The 14,326-nt window shown below is 69.8% G+C and carries 14 protein-coding genes; 3 read left to right on the top strand and 11 right to left on the bottom strand.

Going from position 1 to position 14,326, the window contains the following annotated elements:
• Window positions 1-123: 123 nt before the first annotated feature.
• Together E5F05_RS21055 and E5F05_RS21050 are read right to left on the bottom strand one after the other, a co-directional pair.
• Window positions 124-1,056: a mechanosensitive ion channel family protein gene (locus E5F05_RS21055; protein WP_129117701.1), complete on the bottom strand. Its 933-nt coding sequence runs from the start codon at window positions 1,054-1,056 to the stop codon at window positions 124-126.
• 4 nt (window positions 1,057-1,060) lie between these two features.
• Entirely contained in the window at window positions 1,061-2,071 is a 1,011-nt protein-coding gene (locus tag E5F05_RS21050; RefSeq protein WP_129117700.1) for an SDR family oxidoreductase, read from the bottom strand.
• Window positions 2,072-2,103: 32 nt separating this feature from the next.
• Between E5F05_RS21050 and E5F05_RS21045 the strand changes: the two genes are divergently transcribed.
• Window positions 2,104-2,391, top strand: a complete 288-nt coding sequence (locus E5F05_RS21045) for a hypothetical protein (protein WP_129117699.1) — start codon at window positions 2,104-2,106, stop codon at window positions 2,389-2,391.
• Window positions 2,392-2,497: 106 nt separating this feature from the next.
• Window positions 2,498-2,788, top strand: coding sequence for a hypothetical protein (locus E5F05_RS21040; RefSeq protein WP_129117698.1), 291 nt, complete (start codon window positions 2,498-2,500; stop codon window positions 2,786-2,788).
• A gap of 110 nt (window positions 2,789-2,898) precedes the next feature.
• Here the strand turns inward: E5F05_RS21040 and dprA are convergent, their stop codons facing one another.
• The 9 genes from dprA to E5F05_RS20995 all read right to left on the bottom strand — a co-directional run bounded on the left by dprA (window position 2,899) and on the right by E5F05_RS20995 (window position 12,403).
• On the bottom strand, window positions 2,899-3,975 hold the full coding sequence (dprA, locus tag E5F05_RS21035; RefSeq protein WP_129117697.1) for a DNA-processing protein DprA: 1,077 nt from the start codon (window positions 3,973-3,975) through the stop codon (window positions 2,899-2,901).
• Between the two features lie 21 nt (window positions 3,976-3,996).
• Window positions 3,997-5,334 carry a sensor histidine kinase gene (locus tag E5F05_RS21030; RefSeq protein WP_129117696.1) on the bottom strand — a complete coding sequence of 446 codons (1,338 nt, stop codon included), beginning with the start codon at window positions 5,332-5,334 and terminating at the stop codon, window positions 3,997-3,999.
• 104 nt (window positions 5,335-5,438) lie between these two features.
• On the bottom strand, window positions 5,439-6,098 hold the full coding sequence (locus E5F05_RS21025) for a response regulator transcription factor (RefSeq protein ID WP_129117695.1): 660 nt from the start codon (window positions 6,096-6,098) through the stop codon (window positions 5,439-5,441).
• Window positions 6,099-6,524, bottom strand: a complete 426-nt coding sequence (locus E5F05_RS21020; RefSeq protein WP_129117694.1) for a hypothetical protein — start codon at window positions 6,522-6,524, stop codon at window positions 6,099-6,101.
• 172 nt (window positions 6,525-6,696) lie between these two features.
• Window positions 6,697-8,241: a dihydrolipoamide acetyltransferase family protein gene (locus E5F05_RS21015; RefSeq protein ID WP_129117693.1), complete on the bottom strand. Its 1,545-nt coding sequence runs from the start codon at window positions 8,239-8,241 to the stop codon at window positions 6,697-6,699.
• A 48-nt stretch (window positions 8,242-8,289) separates the two neighbouring features.
• Window positions 8,290-8,523 carry a hypothetical protein gene (locus E5F05_RS21010; protein WP_129117692.1) on the bottom strand — a complete coding sequence of 78 codons (234 nt, stop codon included), beginning with the start codon at window positions 8,521-8,523 and terminating at the stop codon, window positions 8,290-8,292.
• An 8-nt stretch (window positions 8,524-8,531) separates the two neighbouring features.
• A complete protein-coding gene (locus E5F05_RS21005) occupies window positions 8,532-9,554 on the bottom strand; it encodes an alpha-ketoacid dehydrogenase subunit beta (RefSeq protein ID WP_129117691.1) in 1,023 nt (340 codons plus the stop codon).
• On the bottom strand, window positions 9,551-10,660 hold the full coding sequence (locus E5F05_RS21000; protein ID WP_129117690.1) for a thiamine pyrophosphate-dependent dehydrogenase E1 component subunit alpha: 1,110 nt from the start codon (window positions 10,658-10,660) through the stop codon (window positions 9,551-9,553). Before E5F05_RS21000 ends, E5F05_RS21005 begins: the two co-directional genes overlap by 4 nt.
• 141 nt (window positions 10,661-10,801) lie before the next feature.
• Window positions 10,802-12,403 carry an aminotransferase class V-fold PLP-dependent enzyme gene (locus E5F05_RS20995; protein ID WP_129117689.1) on the bottom strand — a complete coding sequence of 534 codons (1,602 nt, stop codon included), beginning with the start codon at window positions 12,401-12,403 and terminating at the stop codon, window positions 10,802-10,804.
• Between the two features lie 99 nt (window positions 12,404-12,502).
• Between E5F05_RS20995 and mnmG the strand changes: the two genes are divergently transcribed.
• On the top strand, window positions 12,503-14,311 hold the full coding sequence (gene mnmG, locus E5F05_RS20990) for a tRNA uridine-5-carboxymethylaminomethyl(34) synthesis enzyme MnmG (RefSeq protein ID WP_129117688.1): 1,809 nt from the start codon (window positions 12,503-12,505) through the stop codon (window positions 14,309-14,311).
• The last annotated feature ends 15 nt before the right edge of the window (window positions 14,312-14,326 follow it).

Raw genomic sequence — 14,326 nt, 5'->3', positions numbered from 1 at the left:
GTCCGCCCAGATTTCCTGCGTGATAACGCGCACCTCCCCCTTCATTCGGGCCGCTCGATCTTGCGCGGCCAGCATACCCCACGCTCCCGTTCTCTCTCCAGGGGGAGGAGAGAGAACGGCGCCTCATTCCTGCCGGGGCCTGTCCTGCGGCGAGGGGGTGGGCGGCGGCGGGCCTGCCTCACCCTCCACCTGCACGCGCAGCGGCTTGCTCTGCCCCGGGTCCAGGGTGACGGCCACGCCCTGCGGCGGGCTGATGTTCACCCCCGTGTCTTGCAGGGCGGCATTCACCGCTGTCAGCACCTCGTCGGTCGTGACGGCCACTTCCCGGCGCTGCGGCGGGGCCACCCAGTACCACAGGTTGACCGCCACCCCGCCCGAGGTGAGGTCAGTGATGACGACGGCGGGCGCCGGTTCCTGCTCCACGCCCTCCACGCTGCCCACCGCCTTCGCGATCACCTCCCGCGCCTTGGCGACCTGCGGGCCGTAGGGCAACGTGAGGGGCACGCTCATCCGCCGTTTGTCGTAAGCGGTGTTGACGGTCACGCGGCTGGTGTAGAGCTCGCTGTTGGGAATCACGACCTTGCGGTTGTCGTAGGTGCGGACGATGGTCGCGCGAATCTGGATGTCCTCCACGGTGCCCTCGGTATCACCGCTGATGATCTGGTCCCCGATATGGAAGGGCCGCGTGATCAGGATCAGCAGGCCCGCCAGCAGGTTCTGGAAGATGTCCTGAAACGCGAACCCGATGGCGACGCTGCCGAAGCCCAGCGTGCTGAGGAGCGTGGCGGCATTCAGGCCGGGAAAGATGACCGTCGCGGCCACCAGCACCCCCAGCGTGAGGACGGCGCCGCTCAGCACCCGCCCGAGGGACCGCGCCACGTTGGCTGACTGTCCGGTGTCCAGCAGCACCCGCCGCAGCAGCCGCTTGAGCGCCTGCGCCAGCAGCCAGAACAGCCCGAAGATCACCAGTGCCAGCAGCACGTTCGGCAGCGCCGCAACGACGCTGTGCGCGATGTTGACCGTGCGCCCCCAGATCAGGCTCAGGCCGGTGTTCATGGCCTCACTGTTCTTCCCGCGCGGCCAGCACCTCCGCCTCGCGCTCACGGGTCAGGAAGGTTTTCTGGGGGCGGCCCGCACTCCAGGTCCGGGTGTCGCGCGCGGTGGTCAGCGGATCGCTGAGGGTCAGGCCCGCCGCCCGCGTCCGCTCGCTGCTCATGTCCATCAGGCCACCCTGCTCGCTGTCCACCGGCAACCAGACGGGCAGCTCGCGCCAGCCCACGTCCTGCGCTTCCAGCGTGTCCGCGTCCACCCAGACAGGCCGGGCGTCCGCTCCGGTCGCTTCCCGCGCGACATCAACGAATTCGCGCCAGCTCAGGCGCGGCCCGGCCAGATTGAACACGCCGGGAATATCCTCCTCCAGCACGGTCACGACAAAGCGGGCGAGGTCGCGGGCGTCGATCACCTGCACGTAGTCCGAGCCGTCGCCCGGGGCGAGGAAATCTCCACCTGCGGCCACGCGGTCGATCCAGTACGTGTAACGCCCGGTCGGGTCATACGGCCCCGCCACGATCTGCGGGCGCAGGATGGTGGCCCGCTCGCCGTAGACCTCCTCCACGATGCGCTCGCAGGTGACCTTGAGCGGCCCGTACGTCTCACCGGTCACCTCGGTCACGTCCTCGGCGGCTTCCGGAAGCAGGGGGTCGTCCTCGCGGATGGGGTGACGGTGCTGCTCGGCGTACACGCTGCCGGTGCTGATGAAGACGTAGCGTTGGACGGCGTCCCGCAGCAGCTCGGCACTCACGCGCACCTGCCGGGGTGTGTAGCCGCTCACGTCCACGCAGGCATCCCAGGTGCGGCCCTCCAGGGCGGCAAGGCCCGCTTTCCCCTCGTCGCGGTCCCCTTTCAGGCGCTCCACGCTCCCCGGCAGTTCGTCAGGCGTGCGCCCGCGCGTCAGCACGCTGACCCGGTGCCCGGCTCCCAGCAGCGCCTCCACGATGTGCCGTCCCACGAACTGCGTTCCGCCCAGCACCAGCACCTTCAGGCTCGCCCCCTTCAAATTGCGCTCGGTCATGCCGCAGCATCCCACGCGCCTAGACTGCCCACATGAAGGTGCGTTTCACGTCCGGCAGGGTCCGCGTCCGGCTCGATGATCTGGAGGTCGCCGCGCTGGGCCGGGGTGAGAGGCTGGTTGCCCGGGTGGCCTGGCCGGGCGGGGGGTGGAGCTTGACCCTCGATCCTGCCTCGGACGGCGTGGCCGGGGAGGGCGGGATACTCACGGTGGGGTTGCGGGTGCTTTTGGCGGAGTTGCTGGAGGAGGCGCGGGAAGGCGTCACCCTGCCCGGCCCGCCGCGTGTGGACGTGGAGAAGGATTATGGGCCGCAGCACGCCTGAGCAGCCCGGCCTCCACCGGGGAGCTGCGGCGCGGTGAAAGGGCCTTCATCCCTCCTCAGACCGCCCGGCGTCCGCCGTTCCTATGCTGATGCCGAAAGGGGGAGCCATGACCGACGACGGAGTGACGGCCACGGGAGGCCTGCGGGGGATCACTGAGGACACTCCCGGGCAGGCGGGCGCGCCGGGGGAGGCGGGGGGCATCGACGGCGTCTCCGCTGCTGGTGCCAGGACCGAAACGTATGACGTGGGCGAAACCTGGTCGGAGAGCCAGGCCAGCGCGGAAGGCGAAGGTCCAGATCAGGCGGACCGTGAGGCTGCGGAAGGCATGAACCGGATGTTCAGGGACGGGATGCCGACCGGTGCCCGTGACGCGGCCACCGACACCAGCGACCTGTAGCCCTGAGCAGCCGTTGCTGGCCGCCATTCTTCAGCGGCGTGATCTCTGTACAGCCCGCGTGAGGAGGGGACAGGTCCTTTCTGGTGGGGCGTCCCGGCCTCTCCCCTCCCCTACCGCCGCGTCCAGCGTCCGCCGACCTCCTCCGCCAGCCCCAGGAGCTGCAACATCACCAGCGCGGTCTGGAGGTCAGGCAGCGCGAGGCCGGTCGCCGCTTGCAGGTCATCCAGGGTGGCGGGCGTGGTCAGGGCGGCGTAGGTGCGGGCCTGCTCGGGGGGAAGGTCGGGGGTGGGCGCGGCGGGCGCGTCTCCCCAGCCCAGCTCGTTCAGGATGTCCTGCGCCGTCTCGGTCAGCACGGCGCCCTCGCGCAGCAGGCGGTGCGGCCCGGCGGCGCGGGGGTCCCCGGCGCGGCCCGGCACGGCAAAGACGGTGCGGCCGCATTCGAGCGCGTGCGTGGCCGTGATGAGGCTCCCGCTTCTCAGCTCGCCTTCCACGACCACCGTGGCCGACGAGAGGGCCGCGATCAGGCGGTTGCGCGTCGGGAAGTGATGCTGCGCGGGGCCGGTGCCCAGCGGATACTCGCTGACCAGGGTCAGGCGGCGCGCGAGGCCGACATTCTCGCCGGGGTAGATGACGTTCACGGCGCTGCCCAGTACCCCCACGCTGACGCCTCCGGCCTCCACGCTCGCCTCGTGGGCGGCGGTGTCCACGCCCCGTGCCAGGCCGCTGACGACGACCACCCCGGCCCGCGCCAGGTCCGCCGCCAGCGTCCGCGTCAGGCTGAGGGCGTGGGGACTGGCCCCGCGCGTGCCCACGATCCCGACCGCACGCGGCACGACCGCCAGGTCGGGGAGGTTACCCTGGACCCAGAGCACCGGGGGCGGGTCGTCCAGGGCTTCGAGGGCGGGGGGATAGCCGGGGAGGCCGCGTCCGAGCAGCGTGACGCCCTCCTGCCGCGCCTTGCCGAGTTCGGCTTCCGCCTGCTCGCGCGGTTTGGCCGTGCCGATCCCCGCCACCGATCTGCTGTCCAGACCCGGCACGTCCCGCAGGGCGGTGAGCGGGGCTTTCAGGGCCGCCTCCGCGCTGCCGAAGTGCCGCCGCAGGTTCTCGGTCCGCCGGGGACCCAGGCCGGGCGTGAAGCGCAGGGTGAGCAGCGCGTGCAGTTCGGCCTGATCGGTCGTGAGGGTCACGCGGGCAGGATAGCGGGCGGGTCAGGCGCTCGGGGCCGCTTCTGCCGGGGCCGCCTCTTCCTCGTCGTCGCCGAGGGCCGCGCCGGGGAGGGTCAGGACGAACTCGGCGCCGCCTTCCGCCGCGTTGCCCGCCGTCAGGGCGCCGCCGTGCAGCCGGGCGATCTGCCGCGCCACGCTCAGGCCCAGGCCGCTGCTGCCGCTCCCGCTGATAAATGGCTCGAAGATACGCTCCCCGAGTTCGGCGGGCAGGCCGGGACCGCTGTCCCTCACCGTAAAGGTCACGTGGTCGGACGTTTCGGTCAGGCTCAGGGTGACGGTGCCGTCCGGCCCGGCGGCGCGGCGCGCGTTGGCGAGCAGGTTGCGCAGCGCCTGGGTCAGCCGGTCGGGGTCGCACAGCAGCATGCCGCCCCAGTCGCCCGCGAAGCCCGTGCCCGGCACCAGCCGGTCGAGCCGCCCACGCAGCGCCATGGCGGGAATGAAGTGCCACGCCACCTTCATCTCCAGGTGGCCGCGGGCCAGTTGCATCAGGTCCTGGGCGGTAAAGGTCAGCTCGTCGGCGACCAGGGCGGCCCGCATGACCTCGGGATCGTGGGTGCGTTCGCTGGCGCGGGTCAGGCTGGCCTTCAGGACGGTCAGCGGCGCGCCGAGTTCGTGGACGATCTGCCCCAGGAGCTGCTTCTCGCGGGCCTGCACCGCCTCGATGCGGACCAGCAGCCGGTTCAGCGCCGCGAGCAGGCGGTGGACCTCGTCCTCGCGGGCTGGGAGGGGCAGGGTGGCAACGCTGCGGGTGGGGTCGATGCGGTCGGCGAGGTCGGCGGCGGCGCCCAGGTCGGCCAGGGCGCGGCGGCCCACCCACCAGCCCGCGATCAGCATCAGGACCGGCGTGACCAGCAGGGCCAGCAGCAGGGCGCGGGTGGCGCTCTGGCGGGCGTCGACCAGGGCGTCTTCGGGCAGCGCCATCCACAGCGTGCCGAAGTCGCCCAGCTTGCGGGTCGCGGTGCGGGCGGGCGACCCGTTGAGCTGCACCTCCGCCTGTCCCGCGAAGGGAAAGGGGGCCTTCTCGTACTGGCGCAGGCTGGGGGTGGCGGCCAGCACCTGGCCCTTTTCGTCGATGATCATGGTGTAGGTGCCCGCGCCGCCCGGCGACTTCCCGAGGTTCTGCCCGCCTCCCAGAAAGGCTTCCGCCAGCGTGTCCGCACGCTCATTCAGCCGGGTCTGGAACTGGGAATCCATCTGGCGCAGCAGCAGCGTCATCACGCCCAGGCCGATCATGCTGATCAGGGCCAGCGCCACCAGCGTATACACCAGCGCCAGCCGGAAGCGCAGGCTGTGCCGCCAGGCGACCCGCGCGCTTCTCACGCGGCCTCCGGGACAGTCCCGCCAAAGCGGCGCGGCCCACCCCGGCGGGCGGGCGCAGGGGGGGCGGCGGTCGGGGTCATGGCCGGAGTGTAGTTCGGGCAGTCTTACGTTTGCAGCACATATCCGACATTGCGGATGGTCCGAATCCGCAGGTCGCTGCCCGCCTGCTCCAGCTTCTTGCGGAGCTGGGAAATCCGCACCTCGACGCTGTTGCTGTTCGGCGTCTCCCAGCCGTACAGGTGCGCCTCGATGTCCGCACGCGAGAAGACCCGCTCGGGCGTGCGCATCATCAGTTCCAGAATGCGCGCCTCGTGCTCGGTGAGGTTCACGTTCTTGTCGTTCACGGTGAGGAGCAGGCTGCTGGTCGAGAGGCTGGTGTTGCCCAGGTTCACGCCCGTCCCGGCGGCGGTGCGGCGCAGCAGGGCCGTGATGCGCGCGTCGAGTTCCGGCATCGCGAAGGGCTTGGTGAGGTAGTCGTCGGCGCCCGCGTTCAGGCCCGCGACCCGCTCCTGCACGCCGCTTCTGGCCGAGAGCACCAGCACCGGCGTGCTGGCGTACTGCCGCAGCGCCTGCACCAGATCCAGGCCGTCGCCGTCGGGCAGGTTCAGGTCGAGCAGGATCAGTTGCGGCGAGTGGGTGCCCAGCCACGCCTGCGCGTCTCTGAGGGTGGCGGCGTGCTGGACCTGGTAATCGGCGGAAAGGTAGTCCTTGAGGAGCGGCCCGAGGTGCGGGTCGTCCTCCACCACGAGAATCTGGGCGAGCATTCAGCGGCCTCCTGGGTCGGTGCGGTTGAGGATGGGGTCGGTCACGCTCCGCAGGCCCGGCAGGATGAACACCTGCCCGACCGGTTGCAGGACCAGGTTCAGCTTCAGGCCGCTCAGGAACTTGGCCAGCGTGACGGGCGTGTTCTGAACGTCCAGCGTGAGCTGCCCGGCCTTCAGCGTGCCGTCGTAGCGGCTTTGCAGGCTGGGGTAGAGGCTGCGGGCCTTCTCGTCTTCCTCACGGGAAAAGAGGGCGACCACTGGGCCGCTGTAGTCCTGCACGAGTTGTACGGTCATCCGGCCCCCGCTGGTTTCGCCGTACCCCAGTTTGGTCTGGAGTTCGCGGTCCCAGACGATCAGCTTCAGCGCCTGGGCCGGGGAGGCCAGCGCGAGCAGCGTCAGGAACGCGAGGGTGCGGATGCGGATCATCGGGGTCACTGTATCCAATCTTCAGGCGCGCAACTGCCGCGCACGTCCTGTGAACAAATACACTACCGGGTCAACCTGACGCCCCCATGATGAGAGTTTAAAAAGCAAAGCGATCAGCGACCAGCCGCCAGCAAGAGGCTCAAAGCTGGCGGCTGCTGGTCGCTGGCGGCTCTTACATCGCTTCCAGCATCAGTCGGTCGGGGTTCTCCAGCATCCGGATCACTTCCTTGCAGAAGCGGGCGGCCTCGGCCCCGTCCACCAGCCGGTGGTCGAAGCTCAGGGAGAGGTACATCATGTGCGCGGCCACGATCTCGCCCTGCTCGTTGACGATGGGGCGCTTCTGAATCGAATGCACGCCCAGGATGGCGGCGTCCGGCACGTTGATGATTGGGAAGGAGAACAGCGCCCCGATGGAGCCGATGTTGGTGACGCTGAAGGTGCTGCCCGCCAGCTCGTCCGGCGTGAGCTTCCCGGCCTGGGCACGCGCCGCCAGGTCACTGACCTCCCGCGCCAGCTCGAAGATGCTCTTCCGGTTCACGTCGCGCAGCACCGGCACCGTCAGCCCCGCGTCCGTCGCGACCGCCATGCCGATATTGAAGTAGCGCTTCATCACGATGTCGCCCGTCGCCTCGTCGAAGGAGGAGTTGAGGCTGGGGTACTTGCGCAGGGCCACCGCCACCGCCTTGAAGATGAAGGGCAGGTAGCTGAGCTTGACGCCCGCCGCCAGGGCCTCGTCCTTCACGCGGCTGCGGAACGCCACCAGCTTGTCCAGGTTCACCTCGTCCACCGTCAGCGTGCGGACGGTGTAGAGGTGGCTGGCCTGCATCTGGTTGGAGATCGCGCGGCGCATTCCCCGCAGCGGCACCCGGTCTTCCAGATGCTCGTAGCCCTTCGGGGTGCGGTACTGCACGGGTGGGACGGGCATTCCACCGGCGCCCCTGGCGGCAGGCGCGGGGGTAGGTTGAGGCTCCGGAGACACGGGGGCCGCCTGGGGTGCGGGAGTCGGAGCCGCCTGCTGGCCCTGCTGGTGCGCCAGCACGTCCTGAACGCGCACGCGCCCGTTGGGACCGCTCCCCTGGACCTGCGCCAGCTCCACGCCGAGTTCGCGGGCCAACTGGCGGGCGGCGGGCACGGCGAGGACGCGGCCATCCGGGCGGACGGGCGCGCTGGTCTGGGCGGGGCGGGTCAGGACCGCCGTTCCCCCGCTGCTGGCGCCCCGTGTCCCCAGGCCCTGCACCTTCACCGTCTCGTCGGAGGAAAAGGCCTTGAAGAGGCTCGCATCGTCGTCACTCTTCGCGGCCGCGTGCCCGGCCTCCACGATGCTGCCGCCGACCTGCTCGCGTTCCTCGGCGGCCTGGGTCGGCAGAGTGGCGTCGGTGGTGGTGGGATTCTCGCCCGTTTCCTGAATGGCCTGGGTGGCGCTGGGGGCCGTGCTGGCCGCCGCGTTGTGAACGCTCTCCCCTCCCCCACGGGCCGCCTCGCCGGGTTCAGCGATCAGGGCGATGGGGGCGTGGACGGCCACCACGTCGCCCTCCTGGGCCAGCCGCCGCTCCAGAACGCCCGCGAAGGGGCTGGGGAGTTCGACCGTGACCTTGTCGGTCATCACTTCGCAGAGGGGCTGTTCCAGGGCGACCGTCTCGCCCTCCTGCACCAGCCACTTCAGGATTTCGCCCTCGACCACGCTCTCGGCGAGTTCGGGCAGGAGCACTTCTTTCATTCGGGACCTCGTGGGTGGGAGAAGCTGTCCGCTTTCAGCGATCAGCCGTCAGCGGATGAGAAACATTCGGAGGAGGCCGTAGACCAGCAGCGCGGCGCCCAGCACCTGAATCCAGCGTTCGCCCCGCGCGTAGAGCCAGGCGCCCACGCCCAGCAACACGAACATCGCGCCGATCAGCACGCCCGGCCAGGGCTGCGGCGCACGCTCCGCGAGCGGGTACACGCCGAAGCCGATGGCCAGGCCGAGGAGGCCGAGCAGGGGACGCAGGAAGTCGGGTTTCATGCGGGGCGTCAGTAGTTCAGCGCCCGCACGCAGGCCGCCGCGATCCGGTTCGCGCCGGGGAGGTACACCTTGTCCTGCACGTAAGGGTACGGCGTGTCGAAGCCCGCGACCTGCATGACCGGCGCGAGGAGCTGGTCGAACAGGTGCTCCTGAATCACGTACGCCACCTCGCCCATGAAGTTCGAGGTGCGCGGGGCCTCGCTGACCAGCACCGCGCGGCCAGTCTTGGCCACACTGGTTAGCACCAGGTCGCGGTCCCAGGGAACCAGCGAGCGCAGGTCGATGACTTCCGCCTGCACGCCCTCGGCGGCCAGCGCTTGGGCAGCCTTCTCGGCGTCGGGCATCACGCCGCCGTAGCCGATGATGGTCAGGTCGGTCCCCTCGCGGCGCACGGCGCCCTTGCCGAGTTCGACCGTGTAGTCGTGGGTCGGCACCTGGCCCTTCACGGCGCGGTAGAGGCGCTTGGGTTCGAAGTAGATCACCGGGTCGCCCCCGCGCACGGCGGCCTTCAGCAGCCCTTTGGCGTCGTAGGGGGTGCTGGGCATCACGACCTTGAGGCCGGGGGTGTGCGTGAAGTAGCTCTCGGGGCTCTGGCTGTGGTGGTGCCCGCCCTTCACGCCGCCGCCGGAGGGCGTGCGGATCACCAGGGGCGCGCTGAACTGCCCGCCGCTGCGGTAACGAATCTTGGCCGCCTGGCTGATGATCTGGTCGAAGCCCGGCCCCATGTAGTCCGCGAACTGGATTTCGGCGATGGGGCGCAGACCGCGCACCGCCATCCCGACCGCTGCCCCGACGATGCTCGCCTCGGAGAGCGGGGTATCGAAAACGCGCTTCTGGCCGAACTGTTCCTGCAAGCCCGCCGTCGCCAGGAACACGCCGCCGCGTGCCCCCACGTCCTCCCCGAACACGACCACGCGCTCGTCGCGGGCGAGTTCCTCCTGCATGGCCTCGGTGATCGCCTGGATCAGGGTCAGGGTGCGCGTTTCCCCGGCGCTGCCGCTGGCCGCCGGTTTGGACTGGGTGGCCGTCATGCCTGCACCCCCTCTTGCTCGGCGCGCAGGAAGGCGGCCTGCTCGCGCAGATGGACCGGCAGGTCCGCGTACACGTCTTCGAACATGATCCGCCAGTCGGGTTGCCCGCTGGCCTCCGCCTTCAGCACGGCCTCGTCCACCTCGCGGTGGGCCGCGCTGATCAGGTCGGCGCGTTCCTCGGCACTCACGGGAGCGCCCAGATGGTCCAGCAGCCGCTCCACGCGCACGATAGGATCACGCGCCAGCCAGGCGTTCACTTCCTCACGCGTGCGGTAGTTCTTCTCGGCGTCGGCGTCGGCGTTGCTGTGCGAACCGATGCGGTAGGTCAGGCATTCGACCAGGGCGGGACCGTTTCCGGCGCGCACCTGTTCGGCCACCTGCGACAGCACTTCGATCACCGCCACGATGTCGTTGCCGTCCACGTAGTAGCCCGGCATCCCGTAAGCCTTGGCCTTGATGTGGATGTTCTCGCTGGCCGTCTGGGCACGCAGGTTGGTGCTGATCGCCCACTGGTTGTTCTCGCAGACGAAAAGGCAGGGCGCCTGGGCCGCGCCCGCCATGTTCATGCCCGCGTGCCAGTCGCCCTCGCTGGTCGCGCCGTCCCCGAAGGTGCAGACGGTGATCTCGTCCACGCCGAGGTACTTCTGCGCCATCGCGTTTCCCGCGGCAGGCGGCACCTGCGACGCGATAGACGAACTGATGGACACCAGATTCTGCCGCGCCGCCCCGAAGTGGTGGGGCATCTGGCGGCCCCGGCACAGGTCGGAATTGGTGCCGAGGCACTGGCTGACCAGGTCCAGCATCGGCACGCCCAGCGCCAGCGCCAGCGCGTGGTCGCGGTAATACGGCCAGACCCAGTCGTGCCCGGCCCGGATGGAGCGGGCCAGGCCGACCTGGGTGGCCTCCATGCCGCTGGCCTGCGCGTAGAAGGTCGTGCGGCCCTGCCGCAGCAGGGTGACGAGTTTCTTGTCGAACTCCCGCGCCCGCACCATCTCGCGGTACAGGTCACGCAGCACCCCGGGGGTGAAGCGGGCGGGCAGTTCCCGGATTGGACGGCCGTCTTCTGCGACCCACTGCAAGGGGTCAGACGTGAACGGCTGAATCATTGGGGCCTCCTGAGCGCCGGGGCAGAATGCCGCCCACTGGCAGCCTCTGCCTTTTCTCCAGGCAACATATGTCTAGCAAACGCTCGTTAGGCATTCTAGCCGTTCGCCCGCCCCGGGCGTCACGGCCTCCGGCCCGGCCCCTCAATACGTGAAGAAGACCAGATCCTGGGGCACCCCCTCCGGAAGAGGCCGCCCCTCTCCTACTTCCAGGGTGGTCGCCAGCGCCTGGGCCTGCGCCAGATAGTCGGCGTAGGGGACCGGGCCTTCCTCCCGCTCGGGGAAGGTCTCCCCGAAGAGGTCGGCGGGTGCCCCGTCCTGCGGGTGGCTCCACGCGCCGCTGTGCCAGTCCAGCGTGTAGAGCGGCAGGAACCGTTCCCCATAGGCCGCGATGAACTCGGTGGCCGCGAGCAGGAACTCCACCTCCTCGTCCGTTGCCCAGGGCGCCAGGTTCAGGCGCGTCCAGCCCGGTTTCAGGCCGTTCAGATTCCCCAGGATGCACTGCTCGTAACGGACGCTGCGGGCATCGTCAATGGCCAGCAGGGCGTGGCCGTACGGCCCGGCGCAGGCACAGCCGCCCCGCGCCTGAATCCCGAACAGGTCGTTCAGGAGCCGCACGACCAGCCGGGGGTGCAGGAAGCGGTCTTCGCCGTCCGGCCGGATCAGAAAGGACAGGAAGGCCAGCCGGGACGCCTGCGGGTTGCCCAGGAGCTGAACGCGGGGGTTCGGCCCCAACCGGGCACAGGCGCGGGCATACAGTTCATGTTCACGGGCGGTCAGGCGCTCCACCCCGAGCTGTTCTTTCACGTGAAACGCGAGCGCGGTTCGCAGTTTGCCCAGGATCGCCGGGGTCCCCGCGTCCTCGCGCGCCTCGATGTCGTCAACAAAGTCGTGCCGGGTGCGGCTGACGTACTGCACGGTGCCGCCCCCCGGCACGCTGGGCACCGCCAGATGGTACAGGTGGGCCTGGAAACACAGCAGCCCCGGGGTCCCCGGGCCGCCCACGAACTTGTGCGGGCTCAGGAACACCGCGTCGTAGCCGTCGGGCTGCCCCGGCTTCATGTCGATCTGCACGTAGGGCGCGCTCGCCGCGAAATCGAAGAAGGCGAACGCTCCGTGCGCGTGGAGCACGCGGGCGATGGTCCGGGTGTCGGTCAGCAGCCCGGTGACATTGCTCGCGGCGCTGAAGGAGCCAATCTTGGGGCGGCCCGCCAGCGCCGGGTCCTTCAGCCGCCGCACCAGCGCGTCCAGATCCAGATTCCCGCGCGGACACAGCGGCACCTCGATCACCTCCGCGATGGTTTCGCGCCAGCTCACCTCGTTGCTGTGGTGCTCGTAGGGGCCGACGAAGACCACCGGGCGGTCACGTTCGGGGAGGGCGGCCAGCACCGCTTCCCGGTGCGCGTGCGGCACCGTCAGGCCCAGGATGTCCTGCATCCGGCGGACGGCGGCGGTGCTCCCGGACCCGCAGAAGACCAGCTTGCACGTCTGGTCCCCGCCGAGCTGCGCCTTCACGTACGCCGCTGCCTGGTGGCTGAGGTGGGTGGAATGCGCTCCAGTCGCGCTGTCCTCGCTGTGCGTATTGGCGTACAGCGGGAGGGCCAGGCGGGCCATCCGCTCCTCCACGCTGCGGAGGGCCCGGCCCGAGGCCACGTAATCGGCGTAGGTGACGCGCCGCCGTCCGAAGGGCGTGACGATCACGGCGTCGGTGCCGATCAGGTCTGCCCGCAGCGTTTCGAAGTCCATACCTGGAGCTTAATGGCTGCGCGGCCTTTCTGCTGGTCCGAGTACCGTGATCAGGGACGGAATGCCCGCCTCTCCCCCACTGCTACACTTCCGGCTGGTATGAGCGGCTGGAACGTGATCGTGATCGGTGGGGGACACGCGGGCCTGGAGGCCGCCTGGGCCGCCGCGAAGTTTGCCCGCACGGCCCTGCTGGTGGGCAATCCCGCCACCATCGGCCGGATGCCCTGCAACCCGGCGGTGGGTGGCCCCGGCAAGAGCCAACTGGTCTTCGAGGTGCAGGCCCTGGGGGGCCTGATGGGCCGCCTGGCCGACGACACCGCGATTCATACCCGCGTGCTGAACGCCAGCAAGGGACCCGCGGTGCAGTCCCTGCGCGTGCAGAACGAACGCGATGCCTACGCCGAACGCGCCCAGGAGGTGATCCTGGGCCACCTGGGGATCGACGTGGTGCGCGGCGAGGCCGCCGATCTGGAGGCCGATGGGCAGGGCGGCTGGTTCGTGGTCACAACGGATGGCCGCCGCCTCCACGCCCGGAGCGTGGTGATCGCGGCGGGCACCTTCATGCGCGGCGTGACCTGGTATGGTCGCCACTCCCGGGCCGAAGGCCGTCAGGGGGAGCCGCCCTCGCGGTTCCTGAGTGAGCCGCTGGCGCGTGGTGGGCACGTTCTCAAACGCTACAAGACCGGGACGCCCCCACGGGTGCGGGCCGACTCGGTGCGCTTCGCGGACCTGCTGGAGATTCCCGCCGATCCCCAGCCGCGCAGTTTCACGGGGCGCCCGGGTCCCCGCGCGGCCGAGTCCCCCACCTGGCAGACACACACGACCCCCGAAACGCACCGGCTGATTCAGGAGAACCTGCACGAGTCCCCGATGTACGCCGGAGATATCGCGGGCCTGGGGCCGCGCTACTGCCCCAGCATCGAGGACAAGGTGGTGCGCTTTGCCCACCATGACCGCCATCTGCTCTTCGTCGAACCGGACGGCGTGCAGACCAGTGAGGTGTACCTCCAGGGGTTCAGCTCCAGTCTGCCACCCGCGCTGCAAGACCGGCTGGTCCGGACGCTCCCCGGCTTCGAGGCCGCCGTCATCCAGCGGTATGCCTACGCCGTGGAGTACGACGTGGTGGATTCCACCGAACTGACCCTCAACCTCGAATCCCGCCTGTTGCCGGGCATCTTCACGGCGGGCCAGATCAACGGCACCAGCGGGTATGAGGAGGCGGCGGCCCAGGGACTGGTGGCCGGAACCGCCGCCGCACGCCGCGCGGAGGGACTGGCCAAGCTTCAGATTTCACGTGAAACGGGTTATCTGGGGGTGCTGCTGGATGATCTGGTCTTCAAAGGCAGTGATGAACCCTACCGCATGATGACCAGCCGGGTCGAACATCGCCTGGTCGTGCGCCAGGACAACGCCGACGAGCGCCTGACCGAGCTGGGGTTCGAGCTGGGGCTGGTAGACGAGGCGACGCGGCAGGCCGTGCAGGCCAAGTACCAGCGAGTGTCCGAGGGGATACGGTCGCTGCAAACGCAGCGCGTTCAGGGGCAGCCGGGGGACGCCTGGCTGCGCCGCCCGGAGTTCAGACTGGAGGATGTGGAAGCACTGGGGTTCACGCTCCCTTCCCTCTCCACCGAGGAGCGGGAGGCGGTGGCCATCCGGGTGAAGTATGCCGGTTATATCGAACGCGCCGAGCGCCAACTGACTGCCGAGAACAGGGCCAGGGAGCTGAGCCTGAAGGGCGTGGAGTTCGGCCGGATCACCGCTCTGTCGAACGAGGCCCGCGAGAAGCTGGAGCGGGTCAGACCGGCGACGGTGGAGCAGGCCGCCCGCGTTCCCGGAGTAAGGCACGCCGATATCAGCGCCCTCCTGGTGCATCTGCGGCGGAACGAGGGCGTTTCACGGGAAACCTGACAGTGAAACAGGAGG

Source organism: Deinococcus metallilatus (genome assembly GCF_004758605.1).
In the GTDB taxonomy this organism is placed as follows: Bacteria; Deinococcota; Deinococci; order Deinococcales; family Deinococcaceae; genus Deinococcus; species Deinococcus metallilatus.
Note: the sequence above shows the minus strand (reverse complement) of the source record. Positions and strands in the feature narration are given on the sequence as shown.